General features: G+C 62.0%; 18 protein-coding genes. 6 read left to right on the forward strand and 12 right to left on the reverse strand.

What is annotated here, in order from left to right; genetic code table 11:
• The first annotated feature begins 81 nt into the window (after positions 1-81).
• The gene (locus tag EO094_RS12020) at positions 82-660 is read left to right on the forward strand and encodes a TetR/AcrR family transcriptional regulator (RefSeq protein WP_128292519.1); all 579 of its coding nucleotides are present in this window, start codon (positions 82-84) and stop codon (positions 658-660) included.
• 172 nt (positions 661-832) lie between these two features.
• Here the strand turns inward: EO094_RS12020 and EO094_RS12025 are convergent, their stop codons facing one another.
• Positions 833-1639, reverse strand: coding sequence for a toll/interleukin-1 receptor domain-containing protein (locus EO094_RS12025; protein ID WP_128292520.1), 807 nt, complete (start codon positions 1637-1639; stop codon positions 833-835).
• Positions 1640-1648: 9 nt separating this feature from the next.
• Positions 1649-3208, reverse strand: a complete 1560-nt coding sequence (locus tag EO094_RS12030; protein WP_205649898.1) for a PDDEXK family nuclease — start codon at positions 3206-3208, stop codon at positions 1649-1651.
• Between the two features lie 694 nt (positions 3209-3902).
• Here EO094_RS12030 and EO094_RS12035 point away from each other — a divergent pair.
• Positions 3903-4343 (forward strand): GFA family protein, encoded by a 441-nt coding sequence (locus tag EO094_RS12035; RefSeq protein WP_128292521.1) that lies wholly within the window; start codon positions 3903-3905, stop codon positions 4341-4343.
• A gap of 402 nt (positions 4344-4745) precedes the next feature.
• On the opposite strand, the gene EO094_RS12040 is transcribed toward EO094_RS12035, so the two are convergent.
• Positions 4746-5585, reverse strand: coding sequence for a VOC family protein (locus tag EO094_RS12040; protein ID WP_128292522.1), 840 nt, complete (start codon positions 5583-5585; stop codon positions 4746-4748).
• Between the two features lie 159 nt (positions 5586-5744).
• Between EO094_RS12040 and EO094_RS12045 the strand changes: the two genes are divergently transcribed.
• Positions 5745-6668, forward strand: a complete 924-nt coding sequence (locus EO094_RS12045; RefSeq protein ID WP_128292523.1) for a LysR family transcriptional regulator — start codon at positions 5745-5747, stop codon at positions 6666-6668.
• Between the two features lie 378 nt (positions 6669-7046).
• Here EO094_RS12045 and EO094_RS12050 read toward each other — a convergent pair whose 3' ends face one another.
• On the reverse strand, positions 7047-7418 hold the full coding sequence (locus tag EO094_RS12050; RefSeq protein WP_128292524.1) for a hypothetical protein: 372 nt from the start codon (positions 7416-7418) through the stop codon (positions 7047-7049).
• Between the two features lie 518 nt (positions 7419-7936).
• Between EO094_RS12050 and EO094_RS12055 the strand changes: the two genes are divergently transcribed.
• Positions 7937-8935, forward strand: a complete 999-nt coding sequence (locus tag EO094_RS12055; RefSeq protein WP_128292525.1) for an SMI1/KNR4 family protein — start codon at positions 7937-7939, stop codon at positions 8933-8935.
• A gap of 222 nt (positions 8936-9157) precedes the next feature.
• Here the strand turns inward: EO094_RS12055 and EO094_RS12060 are convergent, their stop codons facing one another.
• From EO094_RS12060 to EO094_RS18730, 3 genes are all read right to left on the reverse strand, one after another.
• On the reverse strand, positions 9158-9922 hold the full coding sequence (locus EO094_RS12060; RefSeq protein ID WP_128292526.1) for an ABC transporter ATP-binding protein: 765 nt from the start codon (positions 9920-9922) through the stop codon (positions 9158-9160).
• A gap of 5 nt (positions 9923-9927) precedes the next feature.
• Positions 9928-10908, reverse strand: a complete 981-nt coding sequence (locus EO094_RS12065; protein ID WP_128293338.1) for a FecCD family ABC transporter permease — start codon at positions 10906-10908, stop codon at positions 9928-9930.
• 116 nt (positions 10909-11024) lie between these two features.
• Positions 11025-11996: an ABC transporter substrate-binding protein gene (locus EO094_RS18730; RefSeq protein WP_246008527.1), complete on the reverse strand. Its 972-nt coding sequence runs from the start codon at positions 11994-11996 to the stop codon at positions 11025-11027.
• A gap of 491 nt (positions 11997-12487) precedes the next feature.
• Here EO094_RS18730 and EO094_RS12080 point away from each other — a divergent pair, with 491 nt between their 5' ends.
• Positions 12488-13189, forward strand: a complete 702-nt coding sequence (locus tag EO094_RS12080; RefSeq protein ID WP_128292528.1) for a hypothetical protein — start codon at positions 12488-12490, stop codon at positions 13187-13189.
• Between the two features lie 91 nt (positions 13190-13280).
• Here EO094_RS12080 and EO094_RS12085 read toward each other — a convergent pair whose 3' ends face one another.
• The 5 genes from EO094_RS12085 to EO094_RS18465 all read right to left on the reverse strand — a co-directional run bounded on the left by EO094_RS12085 (position 13281) and on the right by EO094_RS18465 (position 16687).
• The gene (locus tag EO094_RS12085) at positions 13281-14060 is read right to left on the reverse strand and encodes a hypothetical protein (protein WP_128292529.1); all 780 of its coding nucleotides are present in this window, start codon (positions 14058-14060) and stop codon (positions 13281-13283) included.
• 52 nt (positions 14061-14112) lie between these two features.
• Entirely contained in the window at positions 14113-15258 is a 1146-nt protein-coding gene (locus EO094_RS12090; RefSeq protein ID WP_128292530.1) for a hypothetical protein, read from the reverse strand.
• Positions 15259-15366: 108 nt separating this feature from the next.
• On the reverse strand, positions 15367-15897 hold the full coding sequence (locus tag EO094_RS12095) for a YcxB family protein (protein WP_128292531.1): 531 nt from the start codon (positions 15895-15897) through the stop codon (positions 15367-15369).
• A gap of 330 nt (positions 15898-16227) precedes the next feature.
• Complete coding sequence (locus tag EO094_RS18970) at positions 16228-16485, reverse strand: HAD family hydrolase (protein ID WP_205649900.1); 258 nt, start codon at positions 16483-16485, stop codon at positions 16228-16230.
• Positions 16442-16687, reverse strand: coding sequence for a hypothetical protein (locus EO094_RS18465; protein WP_164879649.1), 246 nt, complete (start codon positions 16685-16687; stop codon positions 16442-16444). Before EO094_RS18465 ends, EO094_RS18970 begins: the two co-directional genes overlap by 44 nt.
• A 248-nt stretch (positions 16688-16935) precedes the next feature.
• On the opposite strand from EO094_RS18465, the gene EO094_RS12105 reads away from it, so the two are divergent.
• A complete protein-coding gene (locus EO094_RS12105) occupies positions 16936-17370 on the forward strand; it encodes a hypothetical protein (protein WP_128292532.1) in 435 nt (144 codons plus the stop codon).
• Positions 17371-17626: the final 256 nt, after the last annotated feature.

A 17626-nucleotide genomic window follows, 5' to 3' on the forward strand; every position in this document is an offset into this window, starting at 1 on the left:
GGGCCTGGCTCGCATGAGTTATATGGAGGGTGCCTCCGCTTTCAAGGGAGGTGCCGTCAAAAGATTGGCGTAAAAGATTAGATGGAACGGAAAACCGAACAGCCAAGGCGCAGGCCGCGCGCCGATTATCTGCGCAACCGCGAGCGGCTTCTCACCGCCGCGGCCGAGGTGTTTCGCACCCATGGCGGGCAGGCGACTTTGGAAGGCGTGGCGAAGGCGGCGGGGGTGGGCATCGGCACGCTCTACCGGCATTTTCCGACGCGCGAGGCGCTGTTTGAGGCCGTCTATCGCCGCGAGATCAACGAGATGGTGGCGCTCGCCGAACGGCTCGAAGGCGAGGCGGACCCGGTCGCCGCGCTGCGCCAATGGGTGCACGCCAATATCCGGCTGATCGCGACGAAGCAGGGCATGCTGACGGCGCTGGCGCTCGCCGTCGACAAATCCTCGGAAATCTACACCTATTCCTACACGAGCCTCACCGGCGCGATCGCGCGCCTGCTGGAGCGCGCCAAAGAGGCCGGGCGCATGCGCGAAGACGTGACGCCCGAGGATCTGCTTCTGACCCTCATCGGCATGTGCCTGGTGCGCACCGGGTCGGGGTTTGAAGATGATGTGATCCGGCTCGCGGATCTGTTTTTGGACGGGCTGACGCGGGGGTAGGGCAAGGGCGAGTTGCTGAGAGGGAGTTCGGATGAACCATCAAGTGAGACAGTAAGCCAAGGCCGCCGACTTTCAGAGGACCACGCTTTGCCCGAGATGCCGCATAGAGAATGCTCAGTTGTTTTTTGATTGCTGAAATGAAAGCCGTAAGAAAAAAATCTTTTATGCCGAACTATTTCTCGTAGGGAGTCTTGTCAAAGGGTGGGGCGTGTTCCTCCCAGCGCTCCACCTCGTCGCGAGTAACGGCGGTGTAGCTGCAACCGCAGCCTATTGCCTGTCCTCCGCACATTGCGCACTCTTCCATGTCGCACCCGGGAACATGTAGCTGGCCATGCAGAACGCCGCAGTCATGACAGATGGCAGGAAGTTCTTGTCTTGTAGCTTCTGCGTCAGTGAAACGGCCCTCGTCGCCATAGCGGACACGCTCGAAAGGTCTGACGACCAATGCCATGGGTTGATGCTGAGCCGCCTCGATCCTCTTTGGCCAGCCTTGTCTAACCAATATGCCATTGTACTCGACAAGCTCGACCTCCTTACTATTAGGAGCAATCCGTCTCGCAATAGGAGAAGCTCTGCGCCCAATTTTCTCAAGCGTCAGCCGAACGAGTTCGTCAAAACTTACATGACGTAGATCAATATAGCCAATTGTTGGGTTGAGGCCTGGAATGTCTGCATCATCAAGTCGAACTGGGAGAATGTACTCATATTTCTCAGATAGAGATCTAGCTTGAGCGTTCTTTAGTTCGTGCCGTGTCCAATTCTTGCGCGCATAGGCCTTAGAGATAAAAATTATGCAGTAGCGCGCTTTATCTTTATATATATGATGAAGATGCTGATAGAGGTCTTTCCCCCACAGGTTGGCCTGCTCGAAATTGTCGTAAAAGACGCGGACACCTTTTTGGTCGAGCGCAGTGGCGAACTCACTTACGGTCGGACGGTCCTCTCCCGCGAAAGAGACGGCAACATCGTAGTCTCTCACGGACCTCTCCTAATGAAATTTCGATACAGCCGAGTGGCTCTCACCCGCAAGAGCGGCGGATCTTGCGGTGGAATTCATGAAGTGCTTGCGGAAAGCTGCGGTCAATCCACTGTCCTTTGTTGTCTTGCAAAGGTCGTAAATATTGGACCCAAGGCGCCATTTAATGGAGTAGCGAGCAGGATTAATCTCGCTCTTCGCCTTTTCGAGCATCGCGAGGCTGGCTGAAGTAAGCGGCGCGGTGGTCCAGAACTCAAAGTTCACCTGGAGATTTTGCCAATCAGGATGTGCCTTGATGGCCTTAAAGAAGGTCGGTACGTTATGTTGTAGCCATCTTTTCACCTCCTTGTCTGGTGTCTCTCCGTAAGGAGAATGACCTTTGCACTCGATGAAGGTGACAGAGATATTCTCGCGCACTGCGACGATATCAGCCTCAGCTTTTTTCTCTTCTGCTTTGTATATCCGGTTTGTCATCACATGAGTACCATTCTTCCTAAGAACGTCGGCTGCTAGGTACTCGAAGAGCGTCCCTCGCAGCTGCGCGGCGGCTCCTTCAATTTTGCCAAACTTCTTGAAGAGTGCATCGAACTCTGCAGGGTCGATCGTTGAGGTGTGGGCGGCATTGTGCAGCACCTTGGATAGCTCAAGAAGACCTTCAGCCACTTCCTCGCCGAAGAGGTTCGCCGGTGTCGCTGGGACAATGCCATTTGCCTTCAAGAGCTGGAAGGCCTCGCCCTGAAACCGGGCGCCGACGAAAATCTGAAGGCAAGGTCCGATATTGCGCAGGCTTCGAAGGGTCCGGCACTTATTGATGAAAGGCCGAACCCCATCGGCAGTGATCAGATCGCCCAGATGGACATCGCATACTACAAAGCCAGGCCTGCTCTTACCGTTTTTACCCACCCGCACCATCGGCCCCAGATAGGACGGGGCGCTCAGGTCCCAAGCGAATGTTCCTACACGCGGCAAGGTCTCTGCCTCGCGCGTCGCAACCTGGCCATAGCTCACGATGCCAAGCTTCTTGAGCCAGTCGCTCACCGCCGTGAGAAGGAAGCTCTCAGTAATGAGCTGCGTTCGCGCCGTGAGCGCGAGAAAATCGTAATGCTCATCGGTTTGCACGATTGAGATACAATCGCCAAGCCCCGGAAGAGCTACGCGCTGTAAAAGCCCAGCCTCGCTGAGTCGAGAGAAGATACTCTCCGGTGAAAGGTGCTTTTTCTGAGCTACAGGTGCCCCGCATACGATCGGGAAGAGCTTGTCTGGAACGGCTCCACCTCGCTGCCGAAGAGCAGCGATCGCGTGTCCGTATGCCGAGTTGGTTTGCATCAAGGCTTCGACCAGATTCTCCCAGTAGCGGGGTGAGCCGAACTGCCGCTCAAGGTAAAGGAACCGGGCTTTGCGCGGAAACGTAACATAGCCGAGGCGGCGAATATTTCCCGAGAGTCGAGAGACGCGTTTGCGTGCCGCAACCGGCGAAATATTGAGGCTTTCTACTAGATACCCAGCGACTTCGCTCGAAAGGCAGGGGCCGCGGGTTTCCAAGAATTTTTCAATGAAGTCGCTCATGGTCATTTACGAATGTCACACAGCGCTTTTAATATCATGAGTACATGATGGGCCGCCTCTGTTTTTTTCGCATCCGCCTTTGTCATTGATTTTAATGATAAATTTCGCGCGGAAAAGAGCGTAGAGAGAGTACGATGTCACGGTGCACCTGTCCCGACCATGCCAATCGGTTCATTCCGTGATCCTAGAAGCACTTATGTCTGGTGCGACTTTTCCGGATAAAAATGCGCCTATCGATGATTGTCAGGCTTTGCGAGTCGTGACCCACGCTTGGCATTGCATAGTGGCCCTTGTGCAGTTCGCGAGATCTGTGTGCTAATTCTAGATGAACGACCACTTTCAGCAAAAAGAAAGGCCGATTGGAACGAGCGGAATTGGCGCTAAGCTGCCATTCCGTTTAGGAGGCCAGCGCTGTGGGAGGGCTCTTCGTTTTGACGGAAGGTGTTATATATGACTGATACCTCGTCCACAGCGGCCGGCTGACACGCCCACGGCGAGCGGTCAGTTAGCATAGCGCGCAATGCTTGCAGACCTCGCTCACCCCATCCGCCGCTCCCGGCCGAGCGTCGGCCTCCCCCACAATGGTGAGGGAGAGCATGGGCTACGTTTCTGGCTCACCCGCTTCGCAAGGACCTCGCCGCGCTGTGGCCGCTTTCAGCCTCAAACCTCGCGCCGAAACACAACTTTTGGAGATCAGATCATGGCGTCGGAGCGGGTGATACGGAGCGGGCAGTGTCATTGTGGGGCGGTGCGTTTTGAGGCGGAGCTTGTCGATGATCTTGCGACGGCGCGGCGGTGCACCTGCTCTTTTTGCCGGATGCGCGGTGCGGTCGCCGTCTCGGCGGTGACGGGCGGCGTCAGGATCGTCGAGGGCGAGGCGTTTTTGACGCGCTACCGGTTCAATACCGGCACGGCGGAGCATTTTTTCTGTTCGCGCTGCGGGATCTACACGCACCATCAGCGGCGCTCCGACCCGCTTCAGTACGGCGTCAACGTCGCGTGTCTTCAGGGGCTGAGCCCGTTCGATTTCGCCGAGGTGCCGGTCACGGACGGCGTCGAGCATCCCTCCGACACCGGTCGGCCGTCGCGCCTCGCCGGCGTTTTGCGCTTCATTCCCGCGGATGACGACGCGACGTCGTGAACGGGCGGCGGGTGAGATGAGAACGGACGCTGCGGCCTGACGGGGCCGCGGCGACCCCCACCCGCCGCGCCGGACGGCGCGTCGACCTCCCCACAAGGGGGAGGTGGGAGCGTGCGGCGTGGCCTTGCTGGAGAAATGGGCGGCGAGGAGGGTGGAGCGGCGTTGGGGCGCGAGGACGGCGGGAATGGATCTGCGTGCCTGGATTTGAGAGCGGGCCCAGATTTTAGAGGGGGCACGGCCGTCCCCCTCCCCCTTGTGGGGAGGGGTTAGGGGTGGGGGTCCGCTGGAAGAAACAACGTCTGAGATCTGACGGGGCCTCGGCGACCCCCACCCGACGCGCCGGACGGCGCGCCGACCTCCCCACAAGGGGGAGGTGGGAGCGCGCGGCGCGGCCTGGCGGGGTTATGCGGCGGCGGCGTTTGCGGGGCGGGGGTGGATGGCGATGCGGTTGCCCCAGGGGTCGGTGAAAGAGCGGTCGGTGAAAGAGCGGTCGGGGAAGCTTTTGGCGCCGAGGCGGGCGGCTGCCTCCGGGGTGGCGGCGAGGACGAGTTCGCTGAGGCCGGCCGCATCCGGGCTGCGCGGGCCGGCGCCGCGGCTGTTCCAGACATTGGTGCCGATGTGATGGTGGTAGCCGCCGGTTGCAAAGAAGCGCGCGGCGGGAAGCGTCGCGGAGAGATCGAAGCCGAGCGCGCCGCGATAAAAGGCTTCCGCGTCGCCGACATCGCCGACCTGCAGATGCACATGGCCGATGACGGTGCTGTCGGGCGCGCCGGACCAGCGGCCGGGCGCCTGGAGGAGGCTTTGGATGTCGAGCGGCCGCGTGTCCATCGCCACCATCTGGCCGTTCCACCTCCAGTCGGTGCGGGGCCGGTCGGCGTAGATCTCGATGCCGTTGCCTTCGGGGTCCCGGAGATAGACGGCCTCGGAGACGAGATGGTCGGAGGCGCCGTCGAGCCGTCCGCCGGCCTCTGCGAAATGCCGCAGCCAGCGGCCGAGATCGTCGCGATGGGGGACGAGGAAGGCCGTGTGGAAGAGGCCGGCCTCGAAGGGGAGGGACCGCGCCTTCGCGTCGCGGCGGAGCTCGATCAGCGGCCGGTCGCCCGCGCCGAGGAGGCGGCTTTCGCCGTCGCCGGCGATTTTTTCAAGCCCTATGACGCGCTCATAGAAATCGCCGACCGTGTCGAGATCGCGGACGGTGAGGGCGATATGGTCGATCGAAAGCGGGGCGTTGCTGGTCGCCATGAAACATCTCCTTGGGGCGCGCCGGGGAAGGGCGCGCCGGGAAAGGGTGGAGGCTGGGGGCGCGTGCTCGGTGCGCGTTCATGGACGGAATTTAGGGCGGGCGGTCTGTCGCGATAACGGGCTTGATGGGCGAATGACTGTCGCCGTATCGTAGACAATATGGATTATGCGGACGGGATCCGAAGCTTTGTCGCCGTGGTCGAGACGGGCTCCTTCACGACGGCCGGAGAGCGGCTCGGCATCTCCAACAAGCTTGTCAGCAAATATGTCGCCGCGCTCGAAGAAAGGCTCGGGCGCGCGCTTCTCTACCGCACGACCCGCTCCGTCTCGCTGACGGAGGATGGCGAGCGCTGGCTGCCCTATGCGCGAAACGTTCTGGATTCGCTGGAGGCGGCGGATGCGGCGCTGATCGACAGCGACACCGAGCTTGCCGGGCGGCTGCGCATCACCTCCGGCACGACCTTCGGTGAATTGTGCCTGGCGGACGCCGCCCAGACGTTCATCGAGACCTATCCCGGCATGCGCGTCGACCTCGTTTTGTCGGACGAGATGACGGATCTCGTAGCGGGCGGGTTCGACCTTGCGGTGCGCATCAGCGTGCCGCGGGATTCAAGCTACAGGATGGCGCGCATCGGGACGATCACGTCGCAGATTGCGGCAAGCCCCGCTTATCTTAAAGCGCATGGCACGCCGCGCCGTCCCGAGGATCTCGCCGATCACCAGGCGATCTTCGATCTGAACGACGATCCGCCGCGGCGCTGGCGTTTTTGCGACGGCAAGAAAGAGAAGGTGGTGGAGGTGGCGGGGCGGCTTGCCGTCAACAGCGCCTCGGCGACGATCCGCCAGGCGATCGCCGGGCACGGGCTGATCCGTGCGCCCGATATCTTTCTAAAACCGCATCTCGCCCGCGGCGATCTCGTCACCGTGCTCGACGATTTCACGGTGCGCGACAGGGCGCGCGACAGGGCGGGCGAGCGCGCGATCCATCTCCTGACCGCACCGAGCGCCTTCCGCTCCGATAAGGTCGCGGCCTTTGCGGCTGTACTCCGGCAGCATCTCGACCGGCTGAGGGGGCGGGCGTGAGCGGTGCGGCCTTGCTGAAGAAGCGGGCGTCGAAGGGGGCGTTGCGGGGGCCGCAGATTTCAAAGTGGGCATGGGTTTGAGAGGGGGCACGGACGTTCCCCTCCCCCTTGTGGGGAGGGGTTAGGGGTGGGGGTCCGCTTAGGAAACCGGCGCTGGGTGGTTGGAACGAATCCGGCGACCCCCACCCGACGCGCCGGATGGCGCGTCGACCTCCCCACAAGGGGGAGGTGGGTGCGTGCGGCACGGCCTTGCGGGGGGTACGCGGCGGCAGCGTTTGCGGGGCGGTGAAAGAGGGTTTGGAGTCGAGCCGACGGCGTCATGGCCGCGACCAGGCGCGCAGCATTCCCGATCTGGAGCGATGTGCGAGACGTCGGCGTCCTAGCTTTGTGTGCTGATTTCAAGTTTCACCGTCGGAAAGTCGAAACGGACGGAGGACGAGTCCGATTTCCAGAATATGACGGAATGGTGCTCGCGCGATCCGAAGGGCGGTCCCGGCAGGGGCAGGCTCGTGAACTCGTAGAGCACATCGGGCCCGCTCACCCCGATCTCGAACCAATGCCTGGATGCGCCGGTGAAAAAGCTCTTTTCGGAGAAGCTCATGACGGATGCCTGGAAACGTCCGTCCGGCGAGCTCCGCATTTCGCCCGTGCCGATCGGCATGGAATCGACGGACCGGTAGATGCCCAGGATCCCGATCACCGCGACCACTGCGAAAACGGCGGCGGCTATGAAAATCTTGCGTAACAGCACTCTCTACCTCCCGGTTGACGCAGACCATACTCCCGGCGTGACCCACGCGTTTTGGCCCTGTGTCACCATCCGCTGGAGCCCGTCCTGTTTGAGCGGACAGGCGGCGGCCGGATCGAGGTGCTGAGCCTGATCAACGCGCGGGGCGATCGACACGTCACGCCAGAGTGCGGAGTCTGGCGGTTTCAAGAAAACATGACATGTCGCTGCAGCCGACGAAAATGGACGCGATCCTGCCGTCCGGCGACCGTGATCCGTAGGACCGCTGACAACCTGTCCGCGCGATCGGGGAGTTTGTCGCGATTGGGCCGGAAGCGGGCTGGCATGGCCCGGCGCGGCGCGGATGCACGGGATCGCAGCCGGCTCACCGTCCTTTGCCGATGTCGTCTGCCGGGCCCTTGCGACCCTCTCCCGAGATCGCAGCGAATAGCTGCATCGAGCCCTTGGCGGACCTTCCGGACGGACCCTACGTTGATAGATCACGAACCGCGACGGGAGTTCAATGAGATGAGGCCAGACCGATGCTGACGATTGCCCAGTTCGCCGAAGGCGTGATGCGCCACGGGGAGATGACGGTCCTGATTTATGAGCCGCAATCCGTGTGCTACCTGATGAGCGGCCAGCCAGTCTGCGCGAGAATCCACAATCGTGGCGAAACGACACGCGAACTTGCGCTCTCTCTTGTTTCAGCGCGCTTCGGCGAGATCGCCAGAAGCAATGTATCGCTTCCGCCGCGCGGAAGCGCGTATTTTTGGGGCCATCAGCCCGAGCTCGCCGAAGGCGACCGTATCACCCTCACCGTTGAGGCCCAAAACCCGAGCGAGAGGCTGACGGCAACCACCACCGTCTACGCCCACGACCGCGCCCGGGTCGGCTCTGAGCGTACGTTCCCCGGCGCGAGCGAAGCTGAAATCAGCGCATTCGAGGAGGCGGCAAGGATGCGCTTTTGCGACGACTACCGGGAGTTCCTTTCGACCCGCAACGCGCTTCGGCTGGTCTTCTTCCGCGGGGCGGACTGGCAACCGATCGAAGAGTGGGTCGAGGCGCTGAACAAGGCGGAAGAAAGCCTGCCGGACGAGCTTCAATTCGAGGACCTCACCGACATCTTAGGCATCGGTACGCCCGATCCGCGCCTCAATCAGCCAGAGCCCGTGCGGGCCGACCCTCGGCTTCAGTTCTACGATCTGAGGCTCTACCCTTACGGCTATCTCCTGGGCGACGATGGGGGCGGCAATCCAGCCGTCCAGGTGCCGAGCGGCAAGCACGCCGGCACGGTGATGAAGATCGACCACGACGTGTCCGGGCTCATGACGGGCCTTTTCGAGGAAGATCTCGAGGAGGGGATGCGGGAGGAACTGCCGTTCCAGAGCCTTGATGGTGTCTCCAGTGACGATTGGTGGGACGCGATGATCGAGAACGGGGTCGTGTATCAGACATTCCCGAGCTTCAGCGACTTTCTCGACCGCCACGTTCGCCGGCAGACGGTGCTTATGGAAACGCTATCCCAATTCCGCGCCTGAAAGCTCGGCCCGGGCCGCAGGGCCCGGCACGTGCCCGGAGCCGTACAAGCTGCTATCGGCGCGCGAGGCGGGTCAGAAACTGGCAATCCCTCTCGAAAGATTTCAGGCCCTCTCGAAAGATTTCAGGCATCGGGAGTGGATATTAAATAGCACTCTTTGTCCGATGAGTGGCCGGTGCTCGCGTGGGAGGCGTTAGAATATCGTGCGAGCCTGCCAAACCGCTCATTCGCTGCGAAAGCGGATATGGGGGCGACCGGTGTCGTCGGCGGGGCTCACCTCCGCCTTGATGCGGAAGACGTCGCGCAACAGGGGTTCGGTCAGGACGTTCGACGGCAGGTCGCAGGCGACGAGCGCGCCGCCCGCAATGACGGCGATGCGGTCGCAGAACATGGACGCGAGATTGAGATCGTGCAGCGCCACGACGCTGGTGAGGTCGAGATCGCGCACCATGCGCAGGATCTCGATCTGGTGGTGGATGTCGAGATGGTTGGTCGGCTCGTCGAGGAACATGATCGTCGGCGATTGCGCCAGCGCGCGGGCGATGTGGACGCGCTGGCGCTCGCCGCCCGACAGCGTCTGCCAGGGCTGGGCGCGACGCTCGACCATGTCGACGCGCGCGATGGCGGCGGCGACGGCGGCCTCGTCGGCGGGCGACCAGCCGGAAAGGGCCGAGCGATGCGGCGTGCGCCCGAGCTTCACCACGTCGCGCACGCTGAGATTGGTGTCCGATGCGGCGCTCTGCTGAACGAAGGCGAGCTGGCGCGCGAGAGCGCGGCGCGACAGGTTTCCGATCTCGCGCCCCTCGATTTCGACTTGTCCCGAGCGCGGCCGCTTCAGCCCGGCGAGAAGCCGCAGGAGCGAGGATTTGCCCGAGCCGTTCGGACCGATGAGCCCGAGCGTCTCGTTCTTTTCGACGTGCAGGGAGACATCGCGCACGATGGTTTTTCGTCCGACGCCCCAGGTCAGATTGTCGGCGCGGATCGTCATGCACGTCATGTAGCGGGCCGCGCGCGATAGAGGATGATGGCGAAGAACGGCACGCCGACGAGCGCCGTCACGACGCCGATCGGCACCGTCTGCTGTGTGGCGACGACGCGCGAGGCGATATCGGCGAGCACCATGAAGACGGCGCCGAGCGCGGCCGAGGCCGGCAGAAGGCGCAGATGCAGCGGGCCGACGATGTAGCGCGCCGCATGGGGAACGACGAGGCCGACGAAGCCGATCGCGCCGACCATGCTGACGATCGTCGCCGTGATCAGCGCCGTTACCGCGAAGAGGACGAGACGGATGCGCGCCACGGGCACGCCGAGCGCCGCCGCATCCTCGTCGCCGAAGGTGAAGGCATCGAGCGAGCGGGCCATCCAAAGGCAGACGGCGAGGCCGAGCGCGATGACGAGGGTGAGAAGCTGAAAATCCGGCCAGCGCACGCCGCCGAAACTGCCGAGAAGCCAGAACATCACGTCGCGCGCCTGCTGGGCGTTGCCCGATGTCGTCACGATGTAGGAGGTGAGGGCGTTGAAGAGCTGCGCCGCCGCGACGCCGGCGAGGATCGTATGGTTCGGGCCGCTGGTGGCGCCGTTGGAGAGAAGCGCGACGAGGGCGAAGGCCGCAAAGGCGCCGGCAAAAGCGCCCATCGACAGGGAGAGGCTGCCGGCCCCGATACCGAGAACGATGACGCAGACGGCGCCGGTCGAGGCGCCCGCGGAGACGCCGAGCACGAAAGGTTCGGCAAGCGGGTTGCGCAGGAGCGCTTGCAGGATGGCGCCGCAGAGCGCGAGACCTGCCCCGGAGAAGGCCGCCACCAGCGCGCGGCTGAGCCGCAGATCCCAGACGACGGATTCCTGAATGGGCGGAATGTCTGCGCCGGTGAGCCCGAGACCATTGGTGATCGCCAGAACCACCGTCCCGAGCCCGATCCTGAAGTCGCCGATCGTCGTCGCCAGGGCGACGACGAAGGCGAGCGCCACGAGCATGGCCGCGAGGAAGAGGGGGAGCCAGCCCGCCCCGTCTTCCGCGATCTCTGCCGGAGCCTCTTCCTCAGTCTCTGGCGCTGCTCGTGGCGATGTCTCTTGCAATGTCGCTGACGTCATCACTTGAGGTCGAGCGTCCGCAATTGCTTGGCGACCTCTTCGGCGCCGTAGAGGGTCTGGATGCTCGGATTCATGGCCGCGCCCCTCATGACGACGATCCGGCCTTTTTTGACCGCCTCCATCTGGCTGACGGTCGGATCGGAGGTCAGATAGGCGATCTTCGCGTCGGCCGCGTCGAGCGCCCAGCGCTTGCGGTCCACCTGCGAGGCCACGATGACGGTCGGATCGGCGGCCATGATGCCTTCCCATCCAAGCGTCGGCCAGTCGGCTTCCGTCTCGATCGCATTCGAGCCGCCGAGGAGATCGGCGATATAACCCGAGGGGCCGTTGCCGCCGCCGAGATAGGCATCGTCCGCGGGCGAGGGGCTGGAGAACCAGAAGACGAAGGTCGGGTTTGCGGGACCGGAGAATTCGGCACGCAACGCCGCCTCGCGCGCCTTCAGATCGGCGATGAGGGCCTCGCCGCGATCGGCGACGTCGAAGATCCGCGCCAGATCGTCGATCTCCTGATAGAGGAGATCCATGGTCCACAGCGCGTCGCGGCTGCCATAGGCGTCGTTGGCGTCAAGCGTCGTCGAACAGGCGCTGGGCGCAAGATAGGTCGGGATGCCGAGGCGTTCGAAATCGTCGCGCCTGGCGACCTTGCTGTCCGGCCCCATCAGCGTCGTCAGCATCGCGGCGACGAAATCCGGCTGCTTCGACAGGACCGATTCAAGCGTCGGAAATTCGACGGTCAGGACATCGACCTCGTCCTTCGCGGCCCGCAGCTCCGGCAGCACCTCGTTCGGCCAGAAGGCGGTGGCGGCCATGCGGTCCTTCAGCCCGAGGAGGAGCATGATTTCGGCGGTGTTCTGCCCGAGCGCGACGGCGCGCTCCGGCGCCTTGTCGAAGGTGATTTCCCGGCCGCAATTTTCGATCGTGAGGGGATAGCTCGTCGGCTCGGCGCGAACCGATGTGCTGAAGGCGGCCATGAGAACGGCGAGCGAGAGCAGAATCCTGTTCGGCATGTTCGGGTCCATTGTGCACCGGGGAACGTGGCGCCTGCCTATTCGGACATATTGGAGAAAACAAGACTCTCGCGCTCATGATTTTGTGTGTTGCGCTCGGGTGGGTGTTTGCCGGGCCTGTGTCGGCTGCCAGTGCCATGGCCTCTGTATAAGGCTTGCCGAGGGTGTGGTTTGAGGGCCGTCGGGTGAGAGGGCGTAGAGTGCGGTGGATGCCGTGGCGGCTTTCTGTTGCTATTCGAATAGACTGCCGCAATGGGCCGAAAGGAGACTGCGCCTTCAAATCCGGCAGGACGGCGGCGGCGGGGAGGTCGTGGTCTTCGTCGGCCTGGCCGGAGCGGTTGATCCACACGGTGCGGAAGCCATAGGCGGTGGCGCCGGCGATGTCTGACGAAGCCAGCCGGGCTGTCTCGGCCGCCGGTGGCAGGGCCTCTGCGCGAGGCTTTCCGAGGGTGGGTTTGAAGGCTCTCAGCCGTCACCCTTTGACTATCTGGAAGCTTTGCTTCGCCGTGCGCATGGCGTTACCCGCTTGCTGGAAGACGTCTCGACGGCCAGCCACCACACTCAGCAAAAGCAGTGCGACATACGTCGAGTTTTTCGACATCTGCGCTTCCGCCGATATCTGCCTGGGTGAATTTCAATCGGCCCCTGCGCCGGATATAAACGATGCGATGACCAGCCAAGATTCCGATAAGCGCTGTGTCCCTTCGTGGAAAACAGTCCTCGAAAAAGCGCTTTGGACGGGGCTCATCGGACCGCCCATGGTGCCGATTGTCTTCTCGCTCTATACCGCCCTCGTCGCCATCCTGAGGCACGGCTTTTCAGGCGCCGCATCCTCTGTGGAGCCGAGGTCCGTGTTGATGTGGCTCCTTGTGGTGCCGGGTGGTTCCTATCTCATTGGACTGCTGCCAGCGATGTTGACCGGGGCGATATTGGGACGTTTTCTGCCACGGATCGTTGGCCTGTGGCACCGTGTTGCCTTCGCGCTTCTGATCGGGGCTATAACGCCCATCCCGGTCGGGTTGACGTGGAACAACCCTCCGCCGATGCAATCTCCGACCTTCGCGTTTATGGCAATCGGTGCGGTCACGGCAGTCTTAACCCTGCCAATCCTGCATCGTAGACGCCAGTGCGACGGGACCGGGAGGGCGCATTTTTGACAGTGTTCGCTGCGGTGTTCAGAAAAGGCGCGGCGGATGACCGCCTCACCGAATGACGGCCCTACCGAATAACTGCCGTTAATCGACGTTCTTACGAATGACGGCTTTCATCCCACGTCGCCGTTCCGCCGAGAGATAGGGCCGGCCGGGCAAGGGCGAGGCACAGCAGGGCCGATGCCGCCGCGAAGCCTGCATAAAGGAATGGAACGAAGGAATGCTCGCCGCTTTGGGGCGAGCCGACATAGGTTGCGTCAAGGAAGGTGATGAGCATCGCCGGCCCGATTGCCGCCATGGCACGCAGCCAGACGCTTCCGGTCCTGCCGGCCACGACGGCGACCACAGCGCCGCTGCACAGCATCGATATGAAGGCGAAGCGATAGGCCAGGGCGATGGCGATCGCGATCGTCGCGGTGATGTCGAACGCCGAATTCGGCAGGGGAAGCATCAGCGCGACAAAAAGCATGGCGGCGATCGGCGGGCCGAGCAATGCGAAAACCAGGACGACGCGCATCGGGCCGCCGGGCTCGCGGAACCGGCGGATGAATTCTCGGTGTGTGCCCTTGATCGCGGTGCGCAGGGCGAAGCCGCAGACGGCCGTCAGGAGCACCATCGTCGCGAGTGTCGCAAGGATCTCGTTTGCCATGTCGGCGAAGCCGCAGGACCCATCGAACAAGGCGCCAAGATCGCTGCAGCGGACGCTTGGCGACCATAAGGCCGGGGCGACGATGCCCCATCCGAGAGCACCCCAAAGAAGACACAGGATGCACTGGCTCAAAAGCGCCCACCAGAAGGCGCGTTTCGGCAAGTCGTAGAGCGGGACGAGAAGCGAAAGCAACAACAGGGCGGCAAGCAGGACGGGCGTGGAGGTCATCGGCTTGGCTTACCCTCTGCCGGACGGCGCGTATGAGTGCCGGCCTGGTTCCTCACTGCTCCGCGAGTACCGCGCTTTGCACGAGATCGTAAGCGCTTTGGCCGGGTAGGCGCGTGACGATCATGCTTAAAGGGCGGCCTTCTTCCTCGGCGATATTCGAATAGTAGCTCACGACGAACAAGCGTCCGTTGTTCCAGAACGTCTTGCCTTTGAGTGTTCCGGCACCCTCGCCTTTGGAATTGGTGACGGCGAAGCGAAAGGCTTCGCCCTTCAAGGTGCCATCGCTAGAGAGGTTGATCGGCTCACGCGATTGCAGTTTCGGCCTTGGCAAACCCTCGGATTGCCCCATCAGTTGACGCTGCGCCATCTCCACCCCCGCATCCAGCGGAATCGGCCCCTTAGGCGTATCGAAAACGGCAAGCCACACCAAAGCGCGGACGCCTCCGTCCCTTTGGTCAAGAAGATAGAGTTCTCTCGCGGCACCAGGCTTTTCGAAGTCGTTGAAGACCACCTTCAGCGGGCTCGGGACGGGCAGTTTTGTCGGCGCATCTCCGATCAGCACGTCGATCCATGTGGCTGCGTCGCCGTAACCGTCCGGTCGGCCGTCGTCGAAGTCGAGATTGGAAACGATCGGCAGGGCGACATCGAGCGCGGCATCGACACGCGCATTGAGATCAGCGGGCTCGCTCGCCGGTGCCAGAGGAAACTCGAAGGAATGGATGATCATGTCGTGCCCGCGCGTGCGGCAGTCCGCGAAGAAGCCCTGTTGGGGTCTGTCCTTTTCGTCGAATGTGGCGGACAGCAGCTGCGCGTGCGTCTGGTCGCGATTGGTATCGGCGATCAGCGTCCTGTACTCTTTAGCGGATAGAAATGCCTTGCAGAGGCGGTTCGCAGCCCCCGTATCGCGAAGCTGAAACGCCGTGACCGTGCCATCGATCGCGCCGTAGGGGAAATCGAGAGCGTATTTCGCCACGACACTGACATGACCGAACCCTTCGGAATTCGGCCCGTCGAGGGGAGCGGTCCGAATGCTGGCGTCTTCGGGCAGATAGGTCTCATAGTTGAAGCTGGTAGCCCCAAGGTCGATATCCGCGCGCTTCCATCCCTGCGCCTCGGCCTCTTCGTCCGTCCAGCGGACCGGCGGAAAGGGCACTCCGGCTTCATCGATTTTCGGCTCGGCGACCGCTGCGCCTGTCAAGGCAAGGAAACATCCCAGTTCGAGAAGGCGTTTGCGCATGTTTCGGTGCATGAACTTGATCCGTCACCAGCTCTGAACCGAGCTCCGGCACAAGAAGCTATCGCTGGCTTACGATCGATCAACGCTTCGCTTCACAATGCGTCTGAGGTCCGCAATCTGCTCGGGCGTCAACGCCCGCTTTGGAAGGACTTGGTAGTTGAAGCGCGAGGTTGCGAAAATAAAGACGTTCTTGTCCTCCCTGAGGAACACGTAATCCCGCCAAGCGTACCGACTGTGCGCGTTCTCCTGCGTGACCGTATAGAACTCATCGTCCCAGGACGCGGTGCCCGGTTCGGCGAGCAGCTTTTCCTGTTCCAGTCGCTTTCGGATGATGCGCGGTCCGAGCATCAGCGGAATACCGAAGAGCACCGCTCCCATGACGAAGCTGGCGAGCGACGCGGAAGCGGCAGCGGCGATGACTCCATCGAGCCAAGTGCGCCAATCGGCATAGGTGAGCAGCATGAGCACGATGACGGTTCCAACCCAGATCGCCGCAAGTTTTGCGATCGTCTTCGACTGGCGATAGTTCCCGAATGCGTGCAGGCGCATAGCCTGCGTGAGATCGCCTTCCGTAATGGTGAATGTGGTTTGTTGCTTCATGGCGTCCTGTTCGCTCTACCCCAAATACCCCTTCATGGATGAGGATATAGGAATACAGACATGCTGGGCTGCGCCGATATCCGTTGGAGCTTCGTAGTTGTGGAGAAGCCGTGATTGAAAGGGCGGCTATTCTACTTCAACGCCGGAAAGCTGCCTGGCTGGGTTCCACCCTTCCACGATGTCGCCATGCGACGGGGAGCGTCCGCTTCGAAGGAGCCGCCTGGACCGTTTGAACGTTCGCCGTGGGCGCATCGCCGCCGGGATGTGACGACCTTGCCGCCTCAATGCTTCTGGAAAAGCGAAAGGGCGCGGGTTGTCATCTCGCGCGCCTCACACCCGTAGCAACGCCTTCAAATCCGGCAGGACGGCGGCGGCGGGGAGGTCGTGGTATTCGTCGGCCTGGCCGGAGCGGTTGATCCACACGGTGCGGAAGCCATAGGCGGTGGCGCCGGCGATGTCTGGCGAAGCCCGCTGGCCTGTCTCGACCGCCGGTGGCAGGGCCTCTGCACGAGGCTTTCCGAGGGTGGGGTTGAAGGGTGTCGGCTCAGAGGCCGGAATTGCCTCGATGTCCTGCCGTAAAGCTGCCATTCTGAATTCCCTGCATGCCTTCGGTGAGCGGGAGGCGAACGGTTTCCTCATGCCAAGCGAAGCCGCTTCTGGTGACGAGTTGGGTCTGCTGGCCACGGAGGACGATGTGCAGGCGGATCGCGTCACGGCGATCCTCTTTCGGGTCGCCCCGGGCGAACAGCCGCGCTCCTATGGCCTCGATGTCTCTCGTCACTTTTGCCATCCAGGGTTTTTCCCCTGTCTATGCCTGGACGTGGAGCCCCGCCGTCGGCCTGTCGATCATCACGGCATTCATTGTGGCTAACATCGTACGTGGCCGAACAAAGCCTATGCCGCGAGTATCCTGAGACCTGTTACGTGACAGGTGTTAGTCTAGTCGCAAAATGTGTCGCAGGTTTCGAGGGTTTTCGCGAAGGGCGAGCCGCGTTGGTAAGCGTCCTTGGGTGATAGCCTATTTTCTGGGGGTGAGTGATGATCCGTTTCTTCCGTATATTTTGGGCTGTGTTTTGGCGGTCGATTTTCGTTCTGACAATAAACGCCGGAATAAGCTATGGAATTGCGAGGATGGCCCGCTCTCTTTTTGTTCAGACTGAGTTTTTTATAAAAACACGAGCTTCAATCGGCTTGCTTCCTGCAGCAATTATCTTCACGGCCTTGGCCGTGGGAGTCGGAAGCGGTCAAAGCATAATTCTTGAGCGGCGCTCGCCTATGTCACTTGCGCAATGGCAACAAACCTATTTCGCCATGGCGGCGTGCGCTTTGATAGTAATGATAAGTATTTTTGTTGTAGCATTAACAGCGAGTGCGGACTTTTGGTTTGCTTTCCGTGTGCTGTTCTCGCTCCCGATGTTCCTGCTCTTCTGGATTGGAGTTTCGATTTGGCAGACCAACTCGCGGAAGACCTGACGACATGGAGTGGACCCCGTTTCGCCGGACAGTCGGCGGTTGGGTGTAGGCACTGAGGCGCATGGAGTCCCGAGGCGATCGCATGGGGCCTGTGGACGGGACGCATGCCGGGTCTGTCGCTCTACCTGCTCGGCGTCGGGTCGGTCGCGGGACTGGCCAATATCTGCTTCCTTCCCGGCACGAACTACGCGTCTCAGCTACTGAGAGGTGTATTCACTGACAACCTGCTCGCCCTCCAACCCGTGTTCGGAGCCAT

It is taken from the genome of Afifella aestuarii (assembly GCF_004023665.1).
In the GTDB taxonomy this organism is placed as follows: Bacteria; Pseudomonadota; Alphaproteobacteria; order Rhizobiales; family Afifellaceae; genus Afifella; species Afifella aestuarii.

Bases quoted from the DNA above. Each gene is read 5' to 3' on its own strand.
- EO094_RS18465 (WP_164879649.1), bottom strand. From the start codon at position 16,687: ATGGCAAAAGTGACGAGAGACATCGAGGCCATAGGAGCGCGGCTGTTC.
- EO094_RS12065 (WP_128293338.1), bottom strand. From the start codon at position 10,908: ATGCTCGTGGCGCTCGCCTTCGTCGTCGCCCTGGCGACGACGATCGGC.
- EO094_RS12055 (WP_128292525.1), top strand. From the start codon at position 7,937: ATGCTGACGATTGCCCAGTTCGCCGAAGGCGTGATGCGCCACGGGGAG.
- EO094_RS12045 (WP_128292523.1), top strand. From the start codon at position 5,745: ATGGATTATGCGGACGGGATCCGAAGCTTTGTCGCCGTGGTCGAGACG.
- EO094_RS12105 (WP_128292532.1), top strand. From the start codon at position 16,936: ATGATCCGTTTCTTCCGTATATTTTGGGCTGTGTTTTGGCGGTCGATT.
- EO094_RS12095 (WP_128292531.1), bottom strand. From the start codon at position 15,897: ATGAAGCAACAAACCACATTCACCATTACGGAAGGCGATCTCACGCAG.
- EO094_RS18970 (WP_205649900.1), bottom strand. From the start codon at position 16,485: ATGGCAGCTTTACGGCAGGACATCGAGGCAATTCCGGCCTCTGAGCCG.
- EO094_RS12040 (WP_128292522.1), bottom strand. From the start codon at position 5,585: ATGGCGACCAGCAACGCCCCGCTTTCGATCGACCATATCGCCCTCACC.
- EO094_RS12060 (WP_128292526.1), bottom strand. From the start codon at position 9,922: ATGACGATCCGCGCCGACAATCTGACCTGGGGCGTCGGACGAAAAACC.
- EO094_RS12035 (WP_128292521.1), top strand. From the start codon at position 3,903: ATGGCGTCGGAGCGGGTGATACGGAGCGGGCAGTGTCATTGTGGGGCG.
- EO094_RS12030 (WP_205649898.1), bottom strand. From the start codon at position 3,208: ATGACCATGAGCGACTTCATTGAAAAATTCTTGGAAACCCGCGGCCCC.
- EO094_RS12020 (WP_128292519.1), top strand. From the start codon at position 82: ATGGAACGGAAAACCGAACAGCCAAGGCGCAGGCCGCGCGCCGATTAT.
- EO094_RS12085 (WP_128292529.1), bottom strand. From the start codon at position 14,060: ATGACCTCCACGCCCGTCCTGCTTGCCGCCCTGTTGTTGCTTTCGCTT.
- EO094_RS18730 (WP_246008527.1), bottom strand. From the start codon at position 11,996: ATGGCCGCCTTCAGCACATCGGTTCGCGCCGAGCCGACGAGCTATCCC.